General features: G+C 58.4%; 22 protein-coding genes. 9 read left to right on the plus strand and 13 right to left on the minus strand.

All coding sequences use genetic code 11. The features are described 5' to 3' along the window. Positions 1-741: 741 nt before the first annotated feature. The 3 genes from HNP33_RS21365 to HNP33_RS16590 form a co-directional block, all read right to left on the minus strand. Positions 742-900: a hypothetical protein gene (locus HNP33_RS21365; protein ID WP_184710466.1), complete on the minus strand. Its 159-nt coding sequence runs from the start codon at positions 898-900 to the stop codon at positions 742-744. A gap of 353 nt (positions 901-1253) precedes the next feature. Continuing rightward, complete coding sequence (locus HNP33_RS16585) at positions 1254-2333, minus strand: acyltransferase family protein (protein ID WP_184710468.1); 1080 nt, start codon at positions 2331-2333, stop codon at positions 1254-1256. Positions 2334-3529: 1196 nt separating this feature from the next. Beyond that, entirely contained in the window at positions 3530-4372 is an 843-nt protein-coding gene (locus tag HNP33_RS16590) for an arginase family protein (protein WP_184710470.1), read from the minus strand. A gap of 124 nt (positions 4373-4496) precedes the next feature. Between HNP33_RS16590 and HNP33_RS16595 the strand changes: the two genes are divergently transcribed. Continuing rightward, on the plus strand, positions 4497-4964 hold the full coding sequence (locus tag HNP33_RS16595) for an Lrp/AsnC family transcriptional regulator (protein ID WP_184710472.1): 468 nt from the start codon (positions 4497-4499) through the stop codon (positions 4962-4964). A gap of 244 nt (positions 4965-5208) precedes the next feature. On the opposite strand, the gene HNP33_RS16600 is transcribed toward HNP33_RS16595, so the two are convergent. Next, positions 5209-5868 (minus strand): hypothetical protein, encoded by a 660-nt coding sequence (locus HNP33_RS16600; protein WP_184710474.1) that lies wholly within the window; start codon positions 5866-5868, stop codon positions 5209-5211. A 379-nt stretch (positions 5869-6247) separates the two neighbouring features. On the opposite strand from HNP33_RS16600, the gene HNP33_RS16605 reads away from it, so the two are divergent. Continuing rightward, complete coding sequence (locus HNP33_RS16605) at positions 6248-7858, plus strand: hypothetical protein (RefSeq protein WP_184710476.1); 1611 nt, start codon at positions 6248-6250, stop codon at positions 7856-7858. Between the two features lie 185 nt (positions 7859-8043). On the opposite strand, the gene HNP33_RS16610 is transcribed toward HNP33_RS16605, so the two are convergent. The 3 genes from HNP33_RS16610 to HNP33_RS16620 form a co-directional block, all read right to left on the minus strand. Beyond that, positions 8044-8883, minus strand: a complete 840-nt coding sequence (locus HNP33_RS16610; protein ID WP_184710478.1) for an oxidoreductase — start codon at positions 8881-8883, stop codon at positions 8044-8046. A 192-nt stretch (positions 8884-9075) separates the two neighbouring features. After that, on the minus strand, positions 9076-9741 hold the full coding sequence (locus HNP33_RS16615; protein WP_184710480.1) for an NAD(P)H-binding protein: 666 nt from the start codon (positions 9739-9741) through the stop codon (positions 9076-9078). 10 nt (positions 9742-9751) lie between these two features. Beyond that, a complete protein-coding gene (locus tag HNP33_RS16620) occupies positions 9752-10762 on the minus strand; it encodes an AraC family transcriptional regulator (protein WP_184710482.1) in 1011 nt (336 codons plus the stop codon). Between the two features lie 642 nt (positions 10763-11404). On the opposite strand from HNP33_RS16620, the gene HNP33_RS16625 reads away from it, so the two are divergent. From HNP33_RS16625 to HNP33_RS16635, 3 genes are all read left to right on the plus strand, one after another. Continuing rightward, entirely contained in the window at positions 11405-12133 is a 729-nt protein-coding gene (locus tag HNP33_RS16625; RefSeq protein WP_233464571.1) for an OmpW/AlkL family protein, read from the plus strand. Positions 12134-12378: 245 nt separating this feature from the next. After that, entirely contained in the window at positions 12379-12960 is a 582-nt protein-coding gene (locus HNP33_RS16630) for a DJ-1/PfpI family protein (protein ID WP_184710484.1), read from the plus strand. 158 nt (positions 12961-13118) lie between these two features. Then, on the plus strand, positions 13119-13532 hold the full coding sequence (locus tag HNP33_RS16635; RefSeq protein WP_184710486.1) for a hypothetical protein: 414 nt from the start codon (positions 13119-13121) through the stop codon (positions 13530-13532). Positions 13533-13661: 129 nt separating this feature from the next. On the opposite strand, the gene ftrA is transcribed toward HNP33_RS16635, so the two are convergent. Beyond that, positions 13662-14627, minus strand: coding sequence for a transcriptional regulator FtrA (gene ftrA, locus HNP33_RS16640; protein WP_184710488.1), 966 nt, complete (start codon positions 14625-14627; stop codon positions 13662-13664). Positions 14628-14719: 92 nt separating this feature from the next. Between ftrA and HNP33_RS16645 the strand changes: the two genes are divergently transcribed. Further along, a complete protein-coding gene (locus HNP33_RS16645; RefSeq protein ID WP_184710490.1) occupies positions 14720-15118 on the plus strand; it encodes a rhodanese-like domain-containing protein in 399 nt (132 codons plus the stop codon). Positions 15119-15275: 157 nt separating this feature from the next. Here HNP33_RS16645 and HNP33_RS16650 read toward each other — a convergent pair whose 3' ends face one another. From HNP33_RS16650 to HNP33_RS16660, 3 genes are all read right to left on the minus strand, one after another. After that, positions 15276-16232, minus strand: coding sequence for a siderophore ABC transporter substrate-binding protein (locus tag HNP33_RS16650; RefSeq protein ID WP_233464572.1), 957 nt, complete (start codon positions 16230-16232; stop codon positions 15276-15278). Between the two features lie 104 nt (positions 16233-16336). Continuing rightward, a complete protein-coding gene (locus HNP33_RS16655; protein ID WP_221452105.1) occupies positions 16337-18451 on the minus strand; it encodes a ligand-gated channel protein in 2115 nt (704 codons plus the stop codon). 430 nt (positions 18452-18881) lie between these two features. Continuing rightward, on the minus strand, positions 18882-20201 hold the full coding sequence (locus HNP33_RS16660) for a DUF445 domain-containing protein (protein ID WP_233464573.1): 1320 nt from the start codon (positions 20199-20201) through the stop codon (positions 18882-18884). Positions 20202-20388: 187 nt separating this feature from the next. Here HNP33_RS16660 and HNP33_RS16665 point away from each other — a divergent pair, with 187 nt between their 5' ends. Then, positions 20389-20646, plus strand: coding sequence for a DUF3297 family protein (locus HNP33_RS16665; protein ID WP_184710491.1), 258 nt, complete (start codon positions 20389-20391; stop codon positions 20644-20646). Between the two features lie 177 nt (positions 20647-20823). Here HNP33_RS16665 and hmpA read toward each other — a convergent pair whose 3' ends face one another. Next, positions 20824-22002, minus strand: a complete 1179-nt coding sequence (gene hmpA / locus HNP33_RS16670; protein ID WP_184710493.1) for an NO-inducible flavohemoprotein — start codon at positions 22000-22002, stop codon at positions 20824-20826. A 141-nt stretch (positions 22003-22143) separates the two neighbouring features. Here hmpA and norR point away from each other — a divergent pair, with 141 nt between their 5' ends. Together norR and HNP33_RS16680 are read left to right on the plus strand one after the other, a co-directional pair. Further along, entirely contained in the window at positions 22144-23766 is a 1623-nt protein-coding gene (norR, locus tag HNP33_RS16675; RefSeq protein ID WP_184710495.1) for a nitric oxide reductase transcriptional regulator NorR, read from the plus strand. 60 nt (positions 23767-23826) lie between these two features. Further along, positions 23827-24627 carry a hypothetical protein gene (locus HNP33_RS16680; RefSeq protein ID WP_184710497.1) on the plus strand — a complete coding sequence of 267 codons (801 nt, stop codon included), beginning with the start codon at positions 23827-23829 and terminating at the stop codon, positions 24625-24627. 120 nt (positions 24628-24747) lie between these two features. Here HNP33_RS16680 and HNP33_RS16685 read toward each other — a convergent pair whose 3' ends face one another. Continuing rightward, entirely contained in the window at positions 24748-25164 is a 417-nt protein-coding gene (locus HNP33_RS16685; RefSeq protein WP_184710499.1) for an FKBP-type peptidyl-prolyl cis-trans isomerase, read from the minus strand. Between the last annotated feature and the right edge of the window lie 29 nt (positions 25165-25193).

Below are 25193 nucleotides of genomic sequence, written 5' to 3' on the forward strand. Positions count from 1 at the left end.
TGGGTTGAGAGGGGTCTAACACGGTCGGTCTGCGCCAACAGCCGATAGCGGCTCTGGTCCCTCACCCCGACACCTGTAAACATACAAGCGGCTCTTATTTAAAAACGGCACGACAGCGTCTCCTCAGCCTGGATGGCCAGCGCATTCCACATGCGCTCGGTAGATGCATCAACAATGGCCGACTTCCCGAATTCGGGACGTTTTGAAACCAAGGCCGCGATAGCGTTCCCGTAGCGCCGATTGACGCGAAGCAGCAGCCATGAAGGGGTCAAGGTTTTCTAAGAACCTGTTCAAAGAAGCAGATCGCATATGCGCGGCGCTTGGCGGAGTCAGGCACACCCGTTGTGAATGTCTGTCACCCGATCGGCGCGAGGGGCAAGGCATGACACCGGCCAGAGAAAATTCGATGCCTTGGATGGCACCGAGCGTCAACGTCTGAATATCCTCAAAGGCGAGGAACAGGTCGAAATGGGCGCTCGGTAGCAGTGCCAGGATGCCAGAGGGATGAACGACGGACTGGTGTCGAGCAGCCACTCGCAGCGCTTTCACAGCCGGGGATTTTCTGCAGCCATGCAAAGCGGCACGCAATGCCACAGCGTTGGGGCATCACCTTGCACATGTGCAATTCACTGCGCTTGGCTATTTGCGCTGTCCCCCTGCGCCTGCGCCCTCAAAATACGCTTGACGCTTTGCGCAAAGGGCGGCCCTGTGCAGCCACTGTCGCACAATAGATGCAGCCTTTCAAAAAACCCGGGCTTGTATCCGCCATGCCCCTTTGATCGCATGCGCCAGACGCAGGGTATCTACCGCAATACGGGTTTTGATCCCCAGTCCCTCTTGCCCACTTCGTTGTCCGGTCGCACCATCACCCTGCACGGCCGCCGTATCCGTGTTCTTCATGCTTTACGCGTCCACGATCAAGATACGCGGCAGGCGTTGCGCCCGAGTCTCTTGCAAGCGGCACCCACCTGATTTTTAGCGCGCATCAGCAGGCCGCCACCTTTCCTGGCGCCGCCCGCTTCAGATCGCAACGTACGCATATGCAGTGCCCCTCTTGGGAAACTCCTCGGGCAGTATGCGCCACTGGCAACCGCTTCCGAGCAGATACAGCACCGCAATGAAAGCCACATACAAAGCGTGGAGCTGCCCTCCAGCGCGCACTCACCAGCATGGCGGCAGATCTCGAATGGGGCCCGGACAGCTCTTTCTCAAACCTTGGGGAAGACTTTGAACAGGTTCCCAGAAGAGACAGATCATTGAGAAGAGGAATTCAGCAAGCGGCTGATCTTGTTGCGACAAAACATGTAGGCCGGGTGCTCTACCCAGTGATAGTAGGCGGCAGATGCCAGTAGCAAAACCATCATGGTAGCAACCGCGACAATAATACGATAATGATTATTTAAATTACCCCATGGCAATAATGAAAGCATCATGCTAAACGCCAAGGTGTGCAACAAGTAGATGGCATAAGAGTAATCTCCCAATTTTGCGAATGCCAACGCAATTCTATTTCGGGGAGATGGCAATTTCAATGCCATGCCTACCATTGCCAATGCGGCCCCACCTATAAGCACTGCTCGCTCGGGCCAGTAGTAGGGGTTTGCCAAACCATATGGGCGATCTGCAAAATGCGGCGCCAAGTATATGATTAATGCAGCTAACACTATCGCAATCAATCCCCACATTTTCCATGATAGGCGAGAATTGTCTTTGATGTAATGATATAGGAAGTACCCCATGAAAAATTCAGCGACTATGGGCGCAATGTAAAACATCTGAATCCAATTGAAATCAGCATTGCCATTTACAGCAGAGCGCTTCACCAATAAATAGACATTCATCAAAACCAGAATTATGAAAAACAGTTTTAAAAAGAGGTGTCGATGCCGCTTCTGAAACAACAAGCCAATTGACAATATGACGTAAAAATACAATTCAAACATCAATGACCAGATCGCAATATTGATAAGACCTGATAGCTCTGTGAAGTAGAGAAAAAATGATGCTTTTAGATCGACTTGAGGACCAAGCTGATGCGTCACTTTGAAAAAAAAGACATACAGCAACATCGCTGGCCACCAGCCTGTATAAATCCGAGAAAAGCGAATAAGAAAAAAAGCACCTGCGGCACGCGGCCTATCAGGAGTGTTCTTTGTCGAGTGCGCCATAATGACGCCACTGATTACAAAAAAAATATCAACCCCTGCATATCCCCAATTGATGACAAAGTCCATCCAAGGGGCCACGCCCAAAAACATCCCTACCAACGCCCCATGAAAAATAGCAACCCAAACGGCTGCTACAAAGCGAAGTATTTGTATATACTCAATCATTTCATTGCTTTATAAATATTCCGCAAGATTCAAGCGAGGCAGAATAATTCTTTCGCCATAAATAAATCACAATTTCTGAAGTATTTGCCTGTTATTATTTAATCTAAAAAAAGCGATTTAATAGCAGCCTTGCCTAGATCCATGCCATCAAAATCATATTTATCATCAATTCTTAAAAATTACAAAGCATTTTATTATTGAGGATATTGATCAATCTGAAATCAAGACATCAATTATAACCAAGCGAAGCGGCTGCCATCGCAATCGCAATCACAATCACAATTGGTGATTGATTGTCCTGACTGTCATCCCAGGACAACGACATTTCTCCGGGATCATGGTTGCACCTATACCTGCCAAATTATAGTCCCCAATAACCCAATTTGTCGATAACCTCAATCGAAGATACCTCGCAAGGTGTCTTGTCAATGAATTCATTGCAGCAATTGACAAGCAAGAAAATGTGCCGGATTGCTCGATTTGGTATTCATATGAGGCGGGGGGGTGTTGCAGAGAATTTCTAGCCCAAAATGAAATTATTATTGAGCCATCGCAGTTTACGAAAAATGCACCATAGACTCTTCCACCCTCTCAATGGTTTATGGCGAAGGCATTCTATTTTTTGCTTATTTCCAGACATGCGGAATGGGTCTTTGAAAGATAATTTTTCATCAAAATACCCTACGGGTAGAGTGAAATAGCTTGACGACTTCATATATAGCTACCCCGATCTGGGTTGAATACCTTTCTCAAAGCATACCTTTTTCAAATTCATTATGTGTATTCAACAACAAATCGTGGACGAAATCGTTCGAATTGCGCTTTGAATTGCTTTTGGTTTTTCCGCAACCACAGTTGAATTTATTGTTTTTGATGACTTTTTTAGGGCGAAGTGGTGTTGCCTCTCTTCTGGATGGCTGCGATGCGCGATCCAGACCAGCCAGGCTGCTGTCAGCGTGGTATCTCTCGGCATGCCGGCCCATTCCCCAGAGCGAAGGGGTGGTGATGCCACGCTAGTGCGCTCATAGCGCCGAGACAGCTGATGAACAGTAAAACCCTCTGAAGCGCGCAACACCTCAAGCGTGAAGAGTACGGGGCGGCACTGGGTGTCGATTCTCAGTGCTCGCAGAACTGACGCGGACGGATCCGCCCAACCCCAGGCGTAGTTATGCAGTCGAAGCGTTCCTTCAAGGCATCTAGAATGCGGACCGCTCTGAACAGCTATTCCGAATCCCGCGAAAGAGTGGCGCTAGGGCGCCCAGCAACTGGCTCGGCGAGACTGGCTCTCCTCCGGGCTCCCAAGCGTTCTGGAATTCAGCAATCTCGACGCCTATCACTTTGCTCTGCGCAATCGTGTTGCATGCGCTTCTCAGATCGTCCAGCGAAAGTCCGCCTTCGTGCACATAGTCGGTTGGTACGATGCCGGGATTCAGAACGTCGCAATCCAGGTGAACGTACACCGGTCGTCCCGCGATCGCGGCGCGAAGTCTGGATTCAATATCCGGGCCAGGTTGAACGTGCGCAATGTGTCGCTGCCGCATGAGGTCAACTTCGAACGGATCCAAGTCGCGCTGGCCAACAAGAACGACGTTCTTCCAGTCCAACCCATCGCCAAAGCCTGATGCCCAGAGGCCCAATGATGCAGATAGCGCTAAGCCGCCAAGGTAGCCGGAGGTCGTCGATTCCGGGGTATTCAAATCCGCATGGGCGTCAAACCACACAACGCACGCTTCTGGATGATGGAGCGCAACCATCGGCAGCGTTGCAATGGAGGCTGCGCATCGGCTGGTCGCCGAGATGGCGCGATGTCCGCGCGAGTAGATGTCTTGGAGCCGTGCCTGCAATTGCTGGAGTGCCGGTCGCGCGTGCATCAGCTCAATGTCCCAGTTGGCGTTGAGTGCGGGTTCCGGCCTGCCGACCACAGTTGGCTCGATTCCGAGCAGATCGCTAATCGCCATGGCCAGTGACCGCGCTCCAAGCATTGCCAAATCGTTGTGATCGCCAACGCGGCCTTCGAAGAGGGTGAGTTCAATGGTCATAAATTGCAGGGGCAGGTGGAGATCAAATTTTATGCATGTCGCTTGAATTCAATTTGCGAATCAATCGCGCTATTCGGTCAGTTATGAAAAAATAATTCAAATACAGTCTTTACGATGAATTTTTATGTCAAACGCTGAACTTGATGATGTCGACCGCTCAATCCTGCGCAGCTTGCAATCGGATGCGACGCTCAGCAGCGCGACCCTGAGCGAAATGTTGTCGTTGACTGTTACAGCCTGCTGGCGTCGGCGAAAGCGGCTTGAAGAACTCGGCTTCATCACCGGAGTGCGAGCCACCTTGGATCGCAAAAAGCTTGAACTCGGCGTCCTGGCGTTCGTAGAAGTTCGGTTCGGCGATCAATCCGGGCAGGCGCCGGAGAGGTTTGAGCGTGCGATTCAAGGGCACGACGAGATCCTGTCCTGCCACGAGATAACTGGTAGCGCCGACTACATGCTGACCGTCGTCGCACGTGACCTCGAAAGCTATGGTCAATTTATCGAGAAAGTGGTTCGTCGACAGCCTGGCGTCATGTCAATCCAGTCGAGCCTGGCGCTGCGGGAAGTGAAAGCCTCGGCCAGGCTTCCTGTCTGAGGAGCTTCGTGGCTGACGGGGCCTGTCAGGGCCTGCTTCCGGCGCAAGCCACCGACTGGTGTGAAAACTCCAAGGGCCCATTCTTGGCCGATCTGCACCTGCCCTCTGAGCGGCCGGTTGAACCCATTGCTGTCGATTCGCACTGAGTTTTGAACCTTGTCATCTTCTGGCAACCGCGTTCGACCAAAGCAGTCTTAGCAACTTCCGGAAAAGGGAGGTCAAAAAGGTGAATTGTGTAGTAGTTTTAGCGACCGTCCAAGTCCAACATGGGATAACCAATTTCGGCGAGGTCTTCCTTGAGTGACTCCAAATCGAGTTCAGGATTGAGTCTTTGGCCGAGCGCCTCGCTAAGCGGTTGGTGACGGTAAATCGCAGAGACGTCGCTCAGATTGAGGTCCCGCTCATAGTAGTTCTTCGCGAATTCGACGTATTGCTCAGGTCGACCCGCAAGAATATTGAGCAGCTGGGCGGAGCCATCCGGATCTCCATCCGTGGAGAACTCAATCGGGCCACAAGACCAGCGCTCTTCATTGTCAAGACGCCAAATGCAGAAAGTGCTGTCTTGGGTAGTGAACGCCGGTTCGTGCAGTAGGTTAGCGTGGAACGCCTTTGGCAAACAGTTGAAGATTGCAGGCAATGGATGCCCAGGCCGGAAGGCAGGAGCCTCGTGCACAACGCCATGGAGAGCGACGCCTGCAGCACAGAAGATAGCAAACCACTGGTCCCCAGAGCCATCGCGCATCGAAGCCATCATCTCGCCGTCTGACCATGCATGATTGAACGAATAGTACCGATACTCCCACTCTGGCGACAGAATTGCGTCGAGTACTGCAAGCGATTGCGTCAGCCGCATCAGGCCCAGCGCATCTGGAAGCTCATTCAGATTTTTTGTTGAGATCGTCATATCGTTTGCGACAGTGACACATTGTTGATGAGGAATTCTAGGCGGCCGACGCGGCAGTGCCAGATAGGGCCCAAAATCTTCTGAAAAAGTCGACTCTAGCTTGATACCGAATGCCTGTTAATGGCCGACAGTGTCTGGCTGGACGCGATATCAGAGGGGCCAGAATGACGCCAATTGCGCCACGCGTTGGAAATGAAGTTCCATAAGGTAAGTACGCAAGATCGAACTGCCAAATGGCCATCGGTGAATTCCTTTGGATACGACTTCCTGATAGCACAATGCATTTCCGATTTATGAGTTCTCGCAGCTTACCGGTAATTGTCTTCTTCTGGCCGAGCCGCGACTGTGACTGGCCGCCCCAAAGAGGACACACGGGATTGTGAGTGTGCTCACCTATACTGGTCAAAAACCATGGAGAGCCAAAATAGTGCCGTTCCAATCGACCCTGAATTTTCGCTCAGTCCTCGTTGCCTCAGTTATCGCTCTGTCGTCTGTGTCAAGCTGGGCTGCGCGAGATTTCACACCTCAAGCTGGAACCTGGGTAATCAGCAGCGAGGTTGATGGTAAACCGGGCCGGGGCCTAGCGATTGACGTGCAAGGCAACACCTTTTTCATGCAGGTGTTTGGCTACGAGAAAAATGGCGACGCCACTTTTTACACGGCCACTGGCCAGATGGAAGGCCACAGCGTCACCGCACCACTGAAACGATACCAAGGTGGACGCAGCTTTGGCGGCGCGGCACGTGACGCGGTGGAAGATGGCTCGCCGGGGAGCGTTACGGTCAGCTTTGACAATGGGTTGCAGGGGGCGGTGCAATTTCCTGGGGAAGCCAAAGCAGCTATTGAGCGCTTTCAGATGAAGAGCGCTGAGTTTGAAACGCGTTACACCGAGACGGGAATGAGGCGTGTCTTTTTGGTTGGGACGTTTGATGCCGAAACGCAGCATCATTTTTTTTCCGAGCTCTCTATCGGGAATTCTGATGTAGCGGGTGAAGGCATAGTGATGATTTTACGTACGGAAGCCCATGCTAATCGGCAGCGCCTGTCCTGTGAGAAGTTAACCGGGCGCGACGCTTATTCCTGCAAGAGTAATGAATCTACAGGTGCCGTCCGAGAGGTTCAACTGAACGTTGCAAATACCGATGTCTATGGCACAGTCGACTTGTTGAAAGACGAAGTACTTCATCGCTTATCGATGCATGGCATTGCTGTAAGTGGTGGTGGTGGTGTGACCATTACCGGCTGCGGATTGGAGCGCGACGTATATGTAGCTGATATCAATAACTGCAAACAGGTGTCGACGCCAAGCAGCGGCACCTGGGTAATTGAAGATGAGTTGTCAGGCAAGCCTGGGCGAGGCTTTGCCATAGATGTGCAAAACGGCATGGTGCTTGCACAGGTGTTTAACTACCTACCCAGTGGGGAGCCGACCTTTCATATGGGAAGCGGCACTTACCAGTACATTGAACCGAGTTTTCCGCTGTACCGGTATGCAGGAGGACGTTGGTTTGGCGGCCCACCGGCGAGCGCCCATATGGCGGAATTCCCAGGGGATTTCCATATTCGATTTTCCGAAAATGAGGTGCAAAAAGGATTTGATGCTGCACGTTTGGTTGGCATTGCCCACATCCCAGGTGAAGCACCAAAGCGCATGGTGCGAATGGCATTGGAGTCCGGCGCAGTCTCTGCGCAAGGGCTGCTCGGCCAGTGGTGGCTCAGATTCCAGTCGAATACAGGTGTCCAACGAGAGGCCCGACTGGTGAACTTGACCACCGTGGATGGAGACCAAGTACTCAGTGACGACGGTGCCGTGGGCTGTGTTCGCCCCAATGCATCTAAACCTCAACGTGTTCAGTGCACATGGCAGCATGGTGGCGTGGACATGAAGGCTTACTTTCATCAGGAAACCAATAACCGTAGCTATAACGCACTGCAGATGCGCGACCGTCATGGCAACCTGATGGGGCTAGGGAGTGTCCCTCTGAATTGATTCACCGCTGGTAGGCGACTGTCTCAGATCGATCCGTTGCAGTCTTTCACGTGCGTTCATAATGAATTTGCTGGGCAGCTATTGTTGTCAACTCCGCTTGAAAAGTCGACGCCAGTTCTAGGGGCACTGCTGCGGCTCAAGCCTTAAAAACTCAAGTGTCTTAGCCAGCCAGAAGCATTGGCGATTCACGCAGCCTTACCCGAAATCCCTGTTGCCATGCGCATGAATCGATCGAAGGCGCGATCTGAAAGCAGGCCTCGCATAAAGATCATTGGTTTTGCACCGAAGCCGACTGCGTAGCGAGTTTTTGGACGGTTAGCTTTGACAGCCTTTCCAATGGTTTCTGCAATGAGCTCCGGCGGTGATTGACGCTTGCGACTGGCTTCGCCAACCATTGACTCGGCCATTGGTCGCGCTTGGCTTGCGTAGGCACCGTTACCAGAAACCTCACGCAACTTGTGCGCGGCGATTCCCGCCCATTCAGTCTTGATCCCTCCCGGTTCAATCACCACGACCTCGATGCCGAACGGCTGGACTTCCATACGCAAACAATCGCTGATGGCCTCTAGTGCAAATTTCGTGCCGTGATACCACGCACCTAGCGGTGTGTGGATCTTTCCGCCCATCGAAGTGATGTTGACGATGGTGCCCGCGCGGTTGCGACGCATATGAGGTAACGCGAGCTGTATTAGGCGAACGGCGCCGAATACATTGACTTCAAACTGAGCGCGAGCCTCTTCAAGCGACACATCTTCTACCGAACCATACGAGCCGTAGCCTGCATTGTTCACAAGCACATCAATGCACCCAGACATTGAAATGATTTTTTCGATTCCGGCCTGCATCGATGCGTCGTCGGTCACATCCAACGCCAAAACATTGATGCCAGCATCTGCAAGATCACGCATCCGGTCGATGCGTCGAGCGGCTGCATAAACGGTATAGCCAAGACCTTGCAGCTTGCGGGCTGTGGCGGCACCGATGCCGGAAGACGCACCGGTGACGAGAGCAACTTTGGAATTCATGGCTGGAGTCCTGTGGAGTGAGTTGAGGGTTGCGACTGCCTAGCTCGGCTTGCCTTCTATGTCATCAACTTTAGGGAACTAAGGTCGGCACGACTCTAGCGATTCACGCCACCCTTCAGGCAAACCGCGCCAGTTGGGTGGCTGTTGGTGCCAACTTCAGAGGGACCACTCCATGCTCTCTGAGGGCATTGCTCACGGTGCAGGGGTGCCGAGTCGAACCAATTCATCAGATGGCAGCACTACCACTCCACATGCGGCAGGAACGGTACGCACCAGCGCCAATGCAACCGCTTGTGCATGTACCGGCCGATAGATCCCCGGAAGCAAGGGCGCGAGAACCCTCGCAATGGGAATCGCAATCCGTTCTCCGAGCCGTGAAGGCTGATTCAGGCCCTCTCGCTTGTCGAGCAATAGAGAAGGCCGTGCCACTACCAAAGTCTCGAGGCTCAAGGCTTTCAGCGCATCTTCCAACTCACCTTTGATGCGGTTGTAGAACATGGACGATCTCGCATCGGCTCCGGCCGCGCTGACCAAGCCTACGCGACGTGCACCTGCTGCGACGGCTGCAACAGCCACCGCTAGATTGGCGTCCAGGTCGACGGAACGGAATGCGGCCTGGCTACCTGCCACTTTGATCGTGGTTCCCAATGCTAGATAGATCTCGTTTGTTTGCGGCAACTGAGGAAGGTTGTCAAAGTCTACGATGTGCAAACGGAGCTTGGCGTGTTTCGTGGGTAACGCTCGGCGGCTCAACGCATGCACCGCCGTGACCTGTGGATCGGCAAGCAGTGCTTTGAGCATCAAACCTCCGACCAGCCCCGTGGCGCCTGCAAGTAGCACGGTTCGTTGTGTTTTCATACCGATTTCCTCAGTTCAGCCGCAGGGCGTGACGTGCGCCATCGGGCGTTTGTCCAGTCCAGCCTTGGAAGGCACGATAGAAGGAGTTGGGGTCCTCGAAACCCAGTAAGAACGCGATTTCTCCGCCGGACATCGTCGTGTTACTGAGGTAATGGCGAGCCAGGCCTTCGCGTGTTCCATTGACTAACGCACGGAAGTTCTCACCCTCCTCTTCGAGGCGGCGCTGCAGGGTGCGTTTGCTCATGCCCAATCGTTCCGCAGCATTTTCGATGGTGGCGACATTGGCTGGCAGCAACTCCAGAAGAACAGCTCGCAAGCGCTCGGCTGTTGTGGCTGTCACATCGAGCTCACTGAGCCGACGGCGAAGCTCCGGTTCGAATACTCGCCACATCCCTTCGTTGACGGTCAGGAATGGACGCCAGACATCTGCTGCCGCAAAAGTAATGCTTGGGTGAGCGCTCTGTTGCACTGCTATGCCAAAGAAGCTTTCGTAGCGCCGCGCATACGCGCTGAGTGGGCTCTTGGAAAGAGTCACCCGAAGCGCCTTCATAGGCTCGCGGGTTGCTAAACGCGCCAACCGAAGCAGGAACGCCACCTCCGCAATCTCAAGCGATGGAGGTACTTCTAATTGCATCGCCTGCCACCGTGGCGAGACGGTCAGGTTCCCCACAGGGCTAACTTCGATCTCCAGACTCATCGGCGCTACAAGTTGCTTGAACTTACTGAGACGTTGTACGCCTTGCATCAGGTTGGCACTGCAAAGCGCAGCAAACAGCGGGGGACTGAAGGTATCTGCGGAAACGAGATCGACAAGCCGTAGTGGAAACATTGGGTCGCAGGCTTCCTCCTCCAGGCTTTTCCAGAACCTGAAGTAGTCTTGGCAGGAAATCTCCTGCGCCCCGCGCGAAAGCAGGTCTTCAGCCAGTTCGGCGCGACGCAACACATGCTCTGGCCGTAAGCCAAAGTCTTTGAGCAGTGCCTGCCAGCCAACATCCAGAGAAAAAAACCGATTGCGCGCCATGAAAGCTCCAGAGAGGGAAGAGCGGCTCCATAGTTGGCCGCGATCTTACGCGCCAGTCTAGTCACTTGCCCCGGAATGTGTTCTGGCCAGCCGCGCCAGATTAGATGCAGTCGGCGCCAATCATCCCGTTCATAAAGCCTTGCCTGCATACAGCAGCTACTAGAGCCCACCATCACACCCTCAACGGGAGCAATTGTTGTCGATTGACCTGTGATGGACAGAACTGCCATTCTCTTTTTGAGTCACGACTGACACAGTCAGCCTGCACCTGTCTTCCGGAGTTGCACTGCGGTTGTCCGCTTCTGGCCGTATGCCGTCACCCCAGCTCGAAGGCGCGCAGGGCACTGCCAGCCTGCAGCCTGCAGCCGGCACAAGCAGAAACTCCAACAGCACCTCCCGGTTCAGTCCTCAGTGATAAAAAAACTCACTGAGGACTGAACCGACAACCGACATCGCCTACACGATAAGAGACATCTTCTTGTAGCCGCATTTTCCCTTAGTCTTCAAAAATTAGAACGAGTGTGCTTTTTTTGCCGAAACTAAGCAGTTATCCCGTCGACAGCGCTTGGCTCACTTCGTATGCTGTCTCCCATTACCAACGCTTTTTCGACCCCGTTCAAGCAGTAAACAAGGAGACAAACCATGACTCATCAGGCAAAAAAATGGATGTTGGTGGCCGCCACGGCCATGCTCGCCAGCAGCGCCTATGCGCAAAAAGCAGGCGATTGGGTGATTGGCGGCGGCGCCCTGCTCTATGCCCCGCAGGACAGCACCACGCCGCTGCGTTTCGTAAGCCCGGTTGAGCGGGAACTGCCGGGATCGGGGGCAAGTGTGAAGAATGCCACCACACTCGGCCTGAACGTGCACTACTTTCTGACCGACAACTGGGCCGTTGAAGGCGTGCTTGGCATTCCGCCCAAGATCAAGCTCGATGGGGCTGGCACACTGGCTCCACTGGGTGAACTCGGCAGCGCCAAGCTGTATGCCCCATCGGTGCTGGGCAAGTACTTCTTTGGCAACCCCGATGACAAGTTCCGCGTATCGGTGGGTGCCGGTGTTACCTACTCCGCTTTCCGCAGCATTCGCCTGAGCCAGGGCCTGCAAAACACGCTGGGCGGCGCGCTCAAGCTGCCACCGGGCGCATCGTCCACTTCCGCCAGCATTGACAGCAAGTGGGCCCCCGTGTTCAACGTGGGGGCCAACTACGCCATCGACAAGAACTGGGGCGTGACTTTCTCGGTGTCCTATATCCCGATGAAGACCAACGCCACGCTGACCACGCAGGCTGGTGGCAAGACCGTAGCGGTGTCCAAAACACGTGTGACGCTGGACCCGATCGTCCCCTTCCTGTATGTAACCTACAAGTTCTGACGCGCCGCTCACGCGCCCTTGCGTTTTGCGATGGCTCCAAGCCATCCTTGTGCGCCCCGCTGCAAAGCCGGGCGCTTTTTTCATGGCTTGCAATGATCTGCCGTGAGCAACAAACGCCATCTTCATGTCGGCATGATGACTTTGTACCCGCACGGGCTGGGCAGTTTCCTCAATGGGCAAATGCGCAGCGGTCATCCACAATGTCTCGGCCCCCTGTTCTTTATTTCACTTGAGGAGTCTTACCCATGGCAGCGAAGAAAATACTGATGATCTGCGGCGACTACTGTGAAGACTATGAAACCATGGTGCCTTTCCAGGCGCTGCTGGCCGTGGGCCATACCGTGCATGCCGTCTGCCCCGACAAGAAGGCGGGTGACCAGATCAAGACCGCCATCCACGATTTCGAAGGCGCACAGACCTACAGCGAAAAGCCTGGCCACAACTTCACCTTGAACGCAACGTTTGCCGACATTCAGGCGCAGAGCTATGACGCCCTTGTCATTCCCGGTGGGCGCGGGCCCGAATACCTGCGCAATAACGCCGCCGTGCTGGCTGCGGTGCGCCATTTCTTCGATGCCAACAAACCAGTGGCCGCCGTGTGCCATGGCGCGCAGTTGCTGGCGGGCGCCGGTGTTCTGAAAGGGCGCACCTGCTCGGCCTACCCTGCGTGCAAGGCAGAGGTGGAGCTGGCCGGAGGCACCTACGCCGACATCGCCGTAGACCAAGCTCATACCGAAGGCAACCTGGTGAGCGCCCCGGCCTGGCCCGCCCACCCGCAGTGGCTCGCGCAGTTTCTGGCCTTGCTGGGCACGCGCATCCAACTCTGAGAACGTTTTTACGATGGAGCCGGCTGCTGGCGCGCGCGGCAAAAGCGCCAGCAGCTTCTGAAGCATTAGCAAATACAGCGCCGCCGCCTCCGCTGTTGAACGTGTGCACAAAGGGCCTGTTACCATCGCAGCCCTGCTCAAGAACTTGCCGCCGCGCCATGACTGCTGATACCTACTCCACCGAACTTGCTGCTGGCAACCAACTCGTCGCCCAGGCGCAGCAAGTGGCAACCACGGATTTCGCCGCCGCCCGTGCGCTGTGGCAGCAGGCGGGCCAGGCCTTCTACCGCGCGCACCAGGCCGACCGGGGCCAGCCCGAAGCCGCATTCCGCCTGGCCCAGGCCTGGATGGCCGAAGCCCATGCACTGCAGAAGGAAGGCTCGCCCAACGCACAGGTGATGTGGCGAAACGCCGCCGCTCAGTGCGAGCTGGCTTTTGACCAGGAGCCCACCAACGCCCGTGTCGCCATGGCTGCTGCCAGTTGCCACCACTTCGCGGGTGACGATGAATCGGCCGATGCGTGGATGCAGATCGGCAAGCATCTGGCCGGGCCAAATCCGGCACAAAGCTGATCACCGGCACAGCTCATATGGTGCTGGCCCATCGCATTCATCAATGGATGCGGCCATATGGGATATGGGCCATATTGCGCAACTGTCTGCAAGACAGGGCTAGACAGGCGCGAACCCTCGGCAAGCCGATTATGGCGAGGCAAACTGCAACCGATACGCTCGTGGCGATATCCTCAGCGCGCGCCGGAACTGATCGCGCAACACCTGCACACTACGGTATCCCGTCTGATCGGCGATCTGCTCCATGCTTAGGGTGCTGGTTTCCAGCAGCCGCTTGACTTCCTCCACCCGCACCTGCGCAACCCAGGCGCTGGGGGCCATGCCGGTGCCCTCAGTGAATCGACGCAGAAAGGTACGGCGGCTCATGGCCACGGAATCCGCCATGACATCCACGGCCCAATCGCGGCGAAGATCCCCGCGGATCTCATCCAGCAGGCGAGGTAGTTTGCCAGAATGGTCTGCCGCCACAGGCCTTTCAATGAACTGCGCCTGCCCTCCGCTGCGGTGCGCAGGTACCACCAGGCGTCGCGCCACGCTGTTAGCCGCCTGCACCCCGAAATCGCGCCGCACCAGGTGCAGCATCAGATCAATGCCCGCCGCGCTGCCCGCCGAGGTAAAAAGACGTTCTTCCTCCGTGTACAGCACCTGTGCATCGACTGCAATGGCCGGGTACTGCACAGCCAGCGCCTGCGCGTATCTCCAATGAGTGGCAGCACGCCGTCCATCCAGCAACCCTGTTGCCGCCAGCACAAAGGCACCTGAGCATATCGAGGCCAAGGTCGCACCGCGCTCCCACGCCCGCTGCAAGGCTTGGATCAGCGATGCAGGCACCGGTGCATCCTTGCCGCGCCAGCCGGGAACCACGATCAGATCTGCCTCATCCAGCAATTCGGCGCTTCCATGGCTCTGCACTACCAGCCCGCCCTGCGCACGCAGCAGCCCTTGCTCCACCGCCGCACTGGCAAAGCGGTACCAGCCAGCGCCCATCTCTGGTCGAGGCAGGCCAAACACCTCCGCAACAATGGAAAACTCGAAGGTGCACAGCCCGTCATAGACGGGCGCAACTACCAACGGACCTCGCGGAGCGGTACACATGGCGCAAATCTTTCTTTTTATGTCATTTGCGCCAATTGTAAAGAAACCAGCGAATTCGCAGAATCTTCTCCATGTTTCAACCGGAGAACCCCATGACGAGCCTTGTTACCCAGAATCCCGCAGCGCCGAGTTCCGATGCCCTCACACACTTTTCGCAATCGTTCCGTTTCGAGACCGATTGCTGGGACGTGCACGATGCCCTGCACCAAGGGCACCAGGATTTCGTCCTGCTGGATGTCCGCAACGCAGCACTCTATGCCAAGGGACATGTGCCGGGCGCCATCCATATGCCACACGGCAAGATCGTAGAGAGCAAGCTGGCCCAGTGGCCTGCAAACACGCTGTTTGTCACTTACTGTGCCGGCCCTCATTGCAACGGTGCGGCAAGAGGCGCCTTGCGTCTGGCACAGCTCGGGCGGCCGGTCAAGATCATGGTCGGCGGCATCACGGGATGGCGCGATGAAGGCTTTGCACTGACCTCCGAGAGCTGACTAACACTGCGGGCCTTCGCAACCCGTCGGAATGAGACCGCGATCAAAGGTAAATACTGACCTCGGCACAGCCCTGGACCAAAAAAGGAGTGCGTCACCGCACTCCTTTTTTCGTTAAGCCATGAAGCCCGCTGAACGCGGGGTTTGCCCCGCTGTCCTAGCGATGGCCCCACACCTCCCTTAGCTGCGCTGCGTTGTGCAGCATGGCCTGCGGGCCTGCAACGCCCAACAGGTACCAGATTCTCGGCTCCAGAAACACCACCCGGCCTTTCTTGCCCGCCTCGGTGTTCTTGATCGTGTCGTTGTCAAACAGCTCCTGGCTCGCTACCACGGGCTTGCCTTCGCGGTCGGTGGTGCTGCCGGTTCCAGCGTTGCGGTCGATCACGTACAGCCACGATGGGTTGATTTTGGCGATGTCGTCCATCTGCAGCGGCACGCCGCGCGGCTTGGCCAGGTCTGCTGGCAGGGCGGGTTTGACGCCCAGCACGTCGTACAGCAGTCCAAAGCGCGAGCCTGGCGTCTGGCCGTTCATGTTCTTGCTGACCGCCAGCACCAGAAGGCCCGTATCCTGCTGCTGCGCGATGGCGCGGGTGCTGTCCACTTCGGCGCGTACACGCTGCATCAGTTGCTGGCCCTCGGCCTGTTTGCCCCACAGGCTTGCCAGCGTGTTGACGTTGCGCTGCATGTCGTCGAGCAGGTGCTGGTTGTTCACCGTGAGGTCAATCGTTGGCGCGATCTTGCTCAGAATGTCGAACTTGCCTGCACTGCGTCCGGCAATCACGATCAGATCGGGCTGCAGGCGGCTGAGCGCATCAAAGTCGGGCTCGAACAGGCTGCCCGCCACGGCGTACCGCGCATCGGCATAGCCTCTCATGTAGGCCGGGAAGTTGGCCTTGGCCAGGCCCGCTACGGGCAGCTTCAGAGCCTGCATGGTGTCAAGCGATGCGAGGTCATACACCACCACCCGCTTGGGTGCATACGGCACCGTGGCCGAGCCCCTAGCATGCTGCACGGTGATGGAGGCAGGCTGCTGAGCGAGTGCCGTGCCTGCCATCGGCAGGATCGCCAGGCCCAGGGCGATGCTCCACAGTGGCCGCAGGGAGCGTGATCCCATAGCTGGCATTGCGTTCGCTGTCATTGTTCTTTCCTCATTGGTTCAAAAGCGATGGCGCCGCAGCGCGCCTGTGCGCGGCTGCGGCAAGAGGGGGTGAAGGCCAATCAGAAGCCTGCAGTCACCTTGGCCCAGTAGCGGCGGCCGTCATACACCGCGCCAAAGTCGGTGGTATCGACGCGCTTGTCGAACAGGTTGTAGACACCGGCGCTGAACTTGACGTTTTTTGACAGGGCGTAGTTCACGCCCAGATCCATGAAGGTGAAGGATGGCGTGCCCTTGGCCATGGAGGTTCGGCTCAGGTAATCCGATGCGGCGCCTCGGAAGTTGACACGGCTCCATAAACCCAGCTTGCTGCTGGCTTGCCAATCCACCGTGGCGTTGAGCATGTGCTTGGGCATCTTGTTCAAGGGCTTGCCCGCAAACGCACCGCTTTTCTGCTCCGAACGGGTGAAGGTGTAGTTGGTGGCCAGGCGCAGGTCGTCAGAAGCCTTCCAGGTGGCGGTGGCTTCGATGCCGCGCATCGTTGCCTCGTCCACGTTCACGCGGTCGCTGATGAACTTGTAGGGTGTGCCGTAGATGCTGCAGTTGCCGGTGACGATGGCGCGGCCGCCGCCTTCGGTGTCCTCGCAGCTGCGCACTTCGGTGATCTTGTCCTTGAAGTTGGTGTTGAACAAGGTCAGGCTGCTGCTGAAGTTCTGGCGGTTGTCCCAGATCAGGCCCAGCTCCTGGCTGGTGCTTTTCTCGGGCTTGAGGTTGGGGTTGCCGCGAATGATGGCCGGATCGCCCCCGCCCCCTGTAATTTGCCCCCAATCGGCCACCGCTGCGCGCAGGTTGGGCGCCTTGAAGCCGGTGGAGATGCCGCCCTTGACACTCAGCTGCGGCGTGGCGTGCCACACGCCGTAGATGCGCGGCGTCCAGTCGGTGCCGTAGTTCTGGTCGTGGTTCATGCGCAGGCCCGCTGTCAGCGCGATCTGGTCGGTGGCCCGCCATTCATTCTCGGCAAATACCGCCCACTGGTAGCGCTTGAGCGTGTCGATCGGGTTGGCCACCCGCATCTGGTTGCCCTTGTCCGTCAGCTTTTCCTGCTTGTAGAAGACGCCCACGGTCGTCAGGTTGCGCTCGCCCAGCGGCATCACGATCTGGCTGTTGAACTCGGTGTTCTTCACGTTCATCTCGCGCGAAGGGTTGTCCACCTCTTCATGCTGGAGGTAGGTGGTCGAGGTGCCGAATCCCCAGCGCCCGGTGTGCGAGAGCGCGAAGTGGTTGCGGGTGTAGTCGGAGTAGCTGGAGGTGCTGCTGGCGGTCTTGCCCTTGGTGGAGTAGCGGTCTTGCAAAGTGCGGCCCAGCTCCAGCGCCACGTCATGGTCCTTGTTGGGGGTCAGCGTGAGCTTGGCCGTGCCGGAGGTGCTGTCCTGTTCGTTGAATCCATTGACAAAGCGGTCTTCGAGGCGCCGCGATTTCTGGCCGTAGATCTGCAGGCCCAGCACATCGCTCTTGATCGGCCCGGCCAGGTAGAAATTGCTCTGGTACATGTCGCCCGAGCGCGATGACTCCTGCTGCGTGGTCTCGGCGCTCACCGTTCCCGTCCATTGCTTGGCTACCTTGCGGGTGATGATGTTGATCACCCCGCCCATGGCATCCGATCCATAGAGCGAGGACATCGGCCCGCGCACGACTTCGATGCGCTCAATGGCAGACAGTGGTGGCAGCCAGCCCTGCTCGATACCGGCGCCGTCGCTGTTGGGGCGGGTTTCGCGCGAGTTCTGCGGTTTGCCGTCGACCAGGATCAGGGTGTAGTTGGCCCCCATGCCGCGAATGCTGATGTCGCTGGAGGAGCCACCGCCCGTCAGCACCACGCCGGGCACGTCCTTGAGCGCATCGGTCACATCTCGGTAGGCTTTTTTCTCCAGCTCCTGGCGCGGAATCACGGTGATCGAGGCGGGCGCGTCTTCCACCGCCTGCTCAAAGCCCGAGGCGGTCACCACCATGGTCGCCAGCGTGCTTTCTGCCACGCCGCCGGTATCCGCCTGGGCCACGGTGACAGCGGCTTGCTGCTGCTCGGCGGCCTGCGCCATGGCCGCGCCTTGCAGGCCGGCCGCTGCCATCGCCAGCGCAACGGCCCGCAACCGGTGCTGGCCGGTTGCCAACGGCAGAACAGAGGTGGAAGAAAACGGACGTGCCAAAGCAGCGCCCACCGCAGCAAATGCGCAGGAGGACATGGGTAAGCTCAAAACTAGTGGTAAACAACAGTCACGCCGCGGGGCTCCACGGGCTGCGCGCGCAAGGCACGGTCAACCTGGAAGCTGGCAACGGACCAGCGAACATTCGCTTGTTGTGAGGGCGGCGGCCACGGTACTCAGAGAGGGAGTCCGTCCTGGCTACACACACCGGCTAGTGCGGCATGGACAATGGCAGCGGTTGCGCGTGGGCAAGTGCCATATGGCTGGGCAAAGGGAAAACGCGAATTGCCTGAATTGTAATGCGAACAATTCTCATTATAAACGTGAATGAAGAAATGTTGCCGAATGTGAAGTAATTGGACGGTAGCGGGCGGCCGCGATCTCTTCGAGACCAGGCCTGAAAACGCTTAAAGAACACCCACTGCCACTTGTCTGCCATGCGCAGCAGATTCAATTTGAAAGCGCGCGCCTAACCTGCCCCTAGCCGCCCCGCAAGCCACCCGAGCCAGAACAGCACAAAGCCGATCAGCCCGCCCACCAAGGTGCCGTTGATGCGGATGTATTGCAGGTCTCGGCCGATGTTCCACTCGATCAGGTCGCTCAACTCCTTCGCGTCCCAGCGCTTGACGGTATCGGCGATGTGGGTGCCGAAGAACTGCGAAATCTCTGGCGCCAGATCACGCACCCAGATCTCCATGCGCTCGTTCAGCGAAGCGCGCAGGGCATCGTCGGCGGACAGCGATTTGCCCAGCCACAGCCCCATGCCACGCACATTGCGCGCCACGGCCGAGTGCTCATTGGCCAGGTCGCGCTGCAGGCTGGCGCGCAGGCTTTGCCACAGCTCCTGCACATACTGGCCAACGGCGGCGTCGTGCTGCAGGTAGCGGCGCACTTCCTCGCCTTTCTGCTGCCATGCGGGATCCGCCTCCAGGCGGGCGATCCACTCCTGCATGGTTTCATCAAACTTGGCGCGCAACACATGGCCCGGGTTGTCGGCAATGGCATCGAGCAGGTGCTCCAGGCTGCTGGCAATCATGGCCGAGCCCTTGTCGCTCAGCCAGCCGGTGGGCAGCATCTTCTCCTTCAACGGATGCTCGGTCTTGAGCCAATGGGCAATCGTCTGCGCCATCAACTCCCGCGTCTCGGCTTCGCGCAGCAGCTCCACCAGCTTGTCGAGCGCCTGCTCCAGCAGTACCTGGTGACGGCCCTCGTGGGTCAACACGGTCAACACCCTGGACAGCGATCTGGACAGATCAAGCTGCCCCAACAGCGTGCGCAGCGCCAGCTTGATGAAACGCTCCACCTGTGCATCCTGCACCGTGGCCAGCGCCGCAGCCGCCAGGCGCGCTACCTGGTGGCCCAACAACTCGGCGTTGGCGGGCGAGCGCAGCCACTGCGCCATCTTGTCGGCAGGCTGGTGCGTGCGCACCAGTTGCACCAGTGAGTCACCGTCGAGAAAGCGCTCACGCACGAACACGGCCAGGTTCTCGCCGATGCGGTCCTTGTTGCGCGGAATGATGGCGGTGTGGCGCGAAATCCAGGGGATAGGAATGTGCTTGAAAAGTGCCGACACGGCAAACCAGTCAGCCAGCGCGCCCACCATGCCCGCCTCGGTCATCGCACGCAGGCAGCGCAGCGCCAGCTGCCAGCGCTCGGCGCGCGCAAAGGGCTGGCCCAGGCTCCAGCTGGCCAGCACAAACAACATCGCCACAGCAAGCAGCAGCAACAGCGGGGTATGCTTGGCGCGGCGCAGCAGGCTCTGCTGCTCTTCGGTCAGAAGCATCGGCATGGGCCCACTGTAGCGGCAAGCGGCGGCACTTGCCAAGTCTGCCAGATCCTCGCCTCTGCCACGTTGCGCGGGGCGTCAGTTTCATTTTCCAGCCATTTCTGGTCATTTCCGGCCTTCGGAATTTGCCCAACTCCTGACGGAATTGCAAAGCATGGACAATGGCGGCCATCCACTTTCAAGGCCAAGCATGACCGAGACCAACAACACCGACCGCCCCGCATTGCCCGACCACCTCTCCATCGACCCCAAGAGCCCGCACTTTGTACGTGAGGTGTTCAGCCACGACATCGGCATCCGCTTCAACGGCACCGAGCGCAATGATGTCGAGGAATACTGCGTGAGCGAAGGCTGGGTGAAGGTGCCCGCGGGCAAAACCGTCGACCGCAAGGGCCGCCCCCTGCTGATCAAGATCAAGGGCACCGTCGAGGCGTACTACAAGGACTGACGCCGGGCTGCACCGAGCGATACCGCGCTGCGGATGTCGCACCGACGCCCCGCAAAAAAATAAGCTGCCTGCGCATGTCTTGAGGGCATTTCAATGGAAAACCCATTGAACACCTTGAAGAACGAGCGCAGGCAGTTCTTTTTTACTGCCGTGCAACAGGCAAGGAAACGCGCCGCATCAGGCGAGTGCTTCGGCGGGGCCGAAGAACTCGTAGCGCACCTGCTTGTCGGGCACGCCCAGGCTGTGGAGCGAGCGCTTGAGCACATGCATGAAGGGACGCGGGCCGAGGAAGTACACATCTGCGTCGCGCGAAGCGGGCAGCCATTCACCCAGGCGTTGCTCGGTGATGTAGCCTTCGGCATCGACTGCGTCTTCCGGCACCGCGCGGTCATAGCAGTAGTAGCGCGTGAGCTGCGGGTGCTCAGCCGCCAGTTGGTCGATACGCTCACGGAAGGCATGCACCGAGCGATCCCTTGCGCAGTGGATGAAGGTGACCGGGCGCTGGGCGGCCAGCGCGGTGGCGAGCATCGGCAGCGTGGGCGTGATACCTACGCCGCCGCTGATCAACACCAGCGGCTTGCTGCTTTCCTGCAGCGTGAAATGACCAGCCGGGGGAAAGAGCTGCAGCGTGTCACCCACCTGCACCTGATCGTGCAGGAAGTTGGACACCTTGCCACCCGCCTCGCGCTTGACGCTGATGCGCAGGCGCTTGCCGTTGGCCGGGGCTGAGAGCGAATAGTTGCGGCGTTGCTCCACGCCATCCACCACCACGCGCAAACCGATGTACTGGCCCGGCAGATGGGCCATCACCGCGCCGCCATCGGCAGGCGCCAGGTAGAACGAGGTGATTTCGGCACTCTCCTGCACCTTCTTCTCCACCTTGAAGGCACGCTCGCCGCGCCAGCCGCCTTCGGCCTCGGCCGTGCGGTCGTACACGCTGCGCTCGGCGGCGATCAGAATGTCGGCGAGCTGCTGGTAGGCAGCGCCCCAGGCGGCGATCACCTCGTCAGTAGCAATTTCGGCGCCCAGCACCTCGCGGATGGCGCGCAACAGGCAGGTGCCAACAATGGGGTAGTGCTCAGCCTGCACCTGCAGGGCCACATGCTTGTTCACGATCTGCGCGGGAAGATCGCCCAGATTTTCCAGCTTGTCGATGTGCTTGGCATACATCAGCACGCTATTGGCCAGCGCGCGCGGCTGGGCGCCGCTTTGCTGGTGGGCCTGGTTGAACAGCGGGCGCACCTCGGCGTACTCGCTCAGCATGATCTTGTAGAAATGCGTGGTCAGGGCCTCGCCACCCGTCTCCAACAGGGGAACGGTGGATTTGACGATCTCTTTTTGACGCTCGGTCAGCATGCTTACTCCTTGGGTATGTCTGCCCTCTTATCCGCAAGCTGCATGCCAATACCCTCCCTTGAGTAATATCAATGATTTAGGTCAAGATAGATGTCAGAATGACTTCTAATTAGTGCTGTAATTTTGACATCCAAGGTTGTTTTGACATCATCCAAAATCCTCAACGCGGTGATTCCTCTGGTGGCCGATCTGGCACAGGAGCTGTCCGAGCGCGAACGCCTGCGCCGCCTGCTGGCTGCACTGCGCACCCTGTTGCCCGCGGATGCCGTGGCCCTGCTGCGCCTCGAAGGCGAATGGCTGCGGCCCGTTGCCATGGATGGCCTCGTGCCCGACGCCCTGGGCCGACGCTTCAAAGTGGCCGAACACCCGCGCCTTGCGCAGCTGCTGGCCGCAGGCCAGGCCATGCGCTTTGCCCCTGACAGCCCCTTGCCCGACCCCTACGACGGTCTGATTGCCCACAGCCTGCACCAAGGCCCGCTGCATGTGCATGACTGCATGGGCTGTGTGCTGCAGACCGGAGGCCTCGCCTGGGGCCTGCTCACGCTTGATGCGTTGCAACCCGGCCGCTTTGAAGGCAGCCAGGCACTGGAGCTGCTGCAGGCGTTCAGCAATCTGGCTGCGGCAACGGTCGCCACAGCAGAGCGTGTGCAGCAAATATCGCTGGCAGCACGCAACGCCAATGCACCCGCCGCACGCGGCCCCGCCCCAGGCGCACATGGCATGCGGCAGATACTGGGATCGAGCCCCGCCATCCGCCAGTTGCAAAAGCACATTTCCCTGGTCGCCGCCAGCGATCTGGCCGTTCTCATCACCGGCGAGACCGGCACTGGCAAAGAACTGGTGGCCCAGGCCGTGCATGCGCAGTCGGCGCGTGCAGACCGCCCGCTCATCAGCATCAACTGCGCGGCTCTGCCCGACAACCTGGTGGAAAGCGAGCTGTTTGGCCACGTGCGCGGCGCATTCACCGGCGCGCTGGCCGAGCGACGCGGCAAGTTCGAGCAGGCGCACCAGGGCACCCTGTTTCTCGACGAAGTAGGCGAGCTGTCGCTGCCCGTACAGGCCAAGCTGCTGCGGGTGCTGCAAAGCGGCCAGTTGCAGCGCCTGGGGTCGGACCGCGAGCATCTGGTGGACGTGCGCGTGATTGCAGCCACCAACCGCGATCTGGCCGATGAAGTGCGCGCCGGCCGCATGCGCGCCGACTTCTACCACCGCCTGTGCGTCTATCCGCTGGTGGTACCACCGCTGCGCGAACGTGACAGCGACACGCTGGTACTGGCTGGCAGCTTTCTCGAAGAAAACCGCTCACGCCTGCAACTGGGCGGCCTGCGGCTGGATTCCGCAGCGCAGGCAGCGCTCCTTCGCTACCCCTGGCCCGGCAATGTGCGCGAGCTGGAACACTGCATCAGCCGCGCCGTGCTCAAAGCCCTGAGCCGCACCCTGCCCCAGGGCAAGGACCGGGCACGGCCGCGCATGCTGAGCATTGGCGAAGAAGATCTTTGGGATGCCGCTGCAGCAGCTCCCATGCCGCCCGGGCTGGCGGCCGCAGCACCGCTTGCTTCTGCCGCGGCACCTACCGCCGAACCTGCCAGCACACTTGTGGCAGGCCAAGGCCTGCGGGACAGCATTCAGGCCTATGAGCGCCAGTTGGTCAGCGCCAGCCTCGCGCGCCACAATGGAAGCTGGGCCGCAGCGGCGCGCGAACTCCAGCTGGACCGGGCCAACCTGCAGCGGCTGGCCAAACGCCTGGGCATTGAGCGACACTGAAGCCACACCGCGCCCCATTCCAAGCACCCCAGATTTGCGTCACTTGTAGCAGAGCAACCTATGAAAACCGGCCGCTTTCCACCCCCAGGTCACCCCGCAGACCACGTGCCCTTTCGCCGCCTGAACTATGGCTTCGCCTTTGAATGGGTGGAAGAGCCCGGCAGCCTGGAAGCGCTTCTCGCACATCTGGACAGCCTGCGCGCCGCCGATCCGTCGCACCGCTATTTGTGTACCCTGGACGACACCGCCCAGTGCAGCTATACCAGCGGCCATGCTGGCAGCGATGAGCGACTACAGCTGGACGCGCCCGAAAACATGGACTGGGATGCCCCCGCCGAGCTCGCCGCCTGGGAGCTGGCCTGTCTGCAGCACCGCGTGCAACAACTGGCCAATCCCGAGCTGGCGCAGGTATGGAGCGATGTATGCAGTAGCCTCAATGCAGCCCCGCAGGACATCGCTTCGCTGGTATCTGTGAACGCCGCCCCCGACGCCTTGCTGGACGAGGTGGTCTACATCCAGCGCCTGCCGGTGCCGACAGATGACCTGATGATCGCCGGCCAGCCCAATGGCTATTTCAGCTGCGACTGGGACACGTTCCAGAACCATGCGGTCATTCGCCACCTGGCTGCGCAATGGAGCTACCGCTTCTTTGGAATGGGCGCCGCCTGGATGGGTTTTGTGCGCCATGCGCCGCTTGGCAGCGACGAAGCGCAGCGCCTGGTAGACGATCTGCGTGCCTTGTACGGCAGCGGCCAGGGCAGTGAGACGCAGCAGCACCCCGCGTGGCAAACCCTGGAGCAACTGCTGCAGACGCAGCGCACCCTGCTGCTGGGCTACACCGAGGATATGGGCGAGTATTGACTGGATGCCTACGGCAGGCACCCTGCCCTCCCCATGAAAAAGGCCTGGACACGGATTTCCGTGCCCAGGCCTTGCATCTACCGATGCGGCATCGGGAGAATGGCCTTTGAGAATGGCCTTTTACTGGCCCCTGATACCCAGCACCTCCACCTCGAAGTTCAAGGTTGCATTGGGGGGAATAACGCCGCCCGCACCACGCGCGCCGTAGGCAATGCCGGGAGGGCATGTCAACTTGGCCTTGCCGCCCACCTTCATCATCTGCACGCCTTCCGTCCAGCAGGGAATCACGCCTTGCAACGGAAATTCGATGGGCTCACCGCGCTTGTAGGAGCTGTCGAACTCCTTGCCACTGTCAGGGAAGGTGCCTTTGTAGTGCACCTTGACGGTGTCGCTGGCCTTGGGGCTGGCGCCCGTGCCTTCCTTCACGCTCTCGTACACCAGGCCGCTCTTGGTGGTAACGGGCTTGCTTTGGGCGTGGGCGAAGCCGGCGGTCAGGGCGATGGCAGCGCACAGGGCGCTGGCGGTCAATGCTTTCATGCTGAAAATCCGTTTCCTAAAACCAGAAA

This window comes from Comamonas odontotermitis, assembly GCF_014207855.1.
In the GTDB taxonomy this organism is placed as follows: domain Bacteria; phylum Pseudomonadota; class Gammaproteobacteria; order Burkholderiales; family Burkholderiaceae_C; genus Comamonas; species Comamonas odontotermitis_A.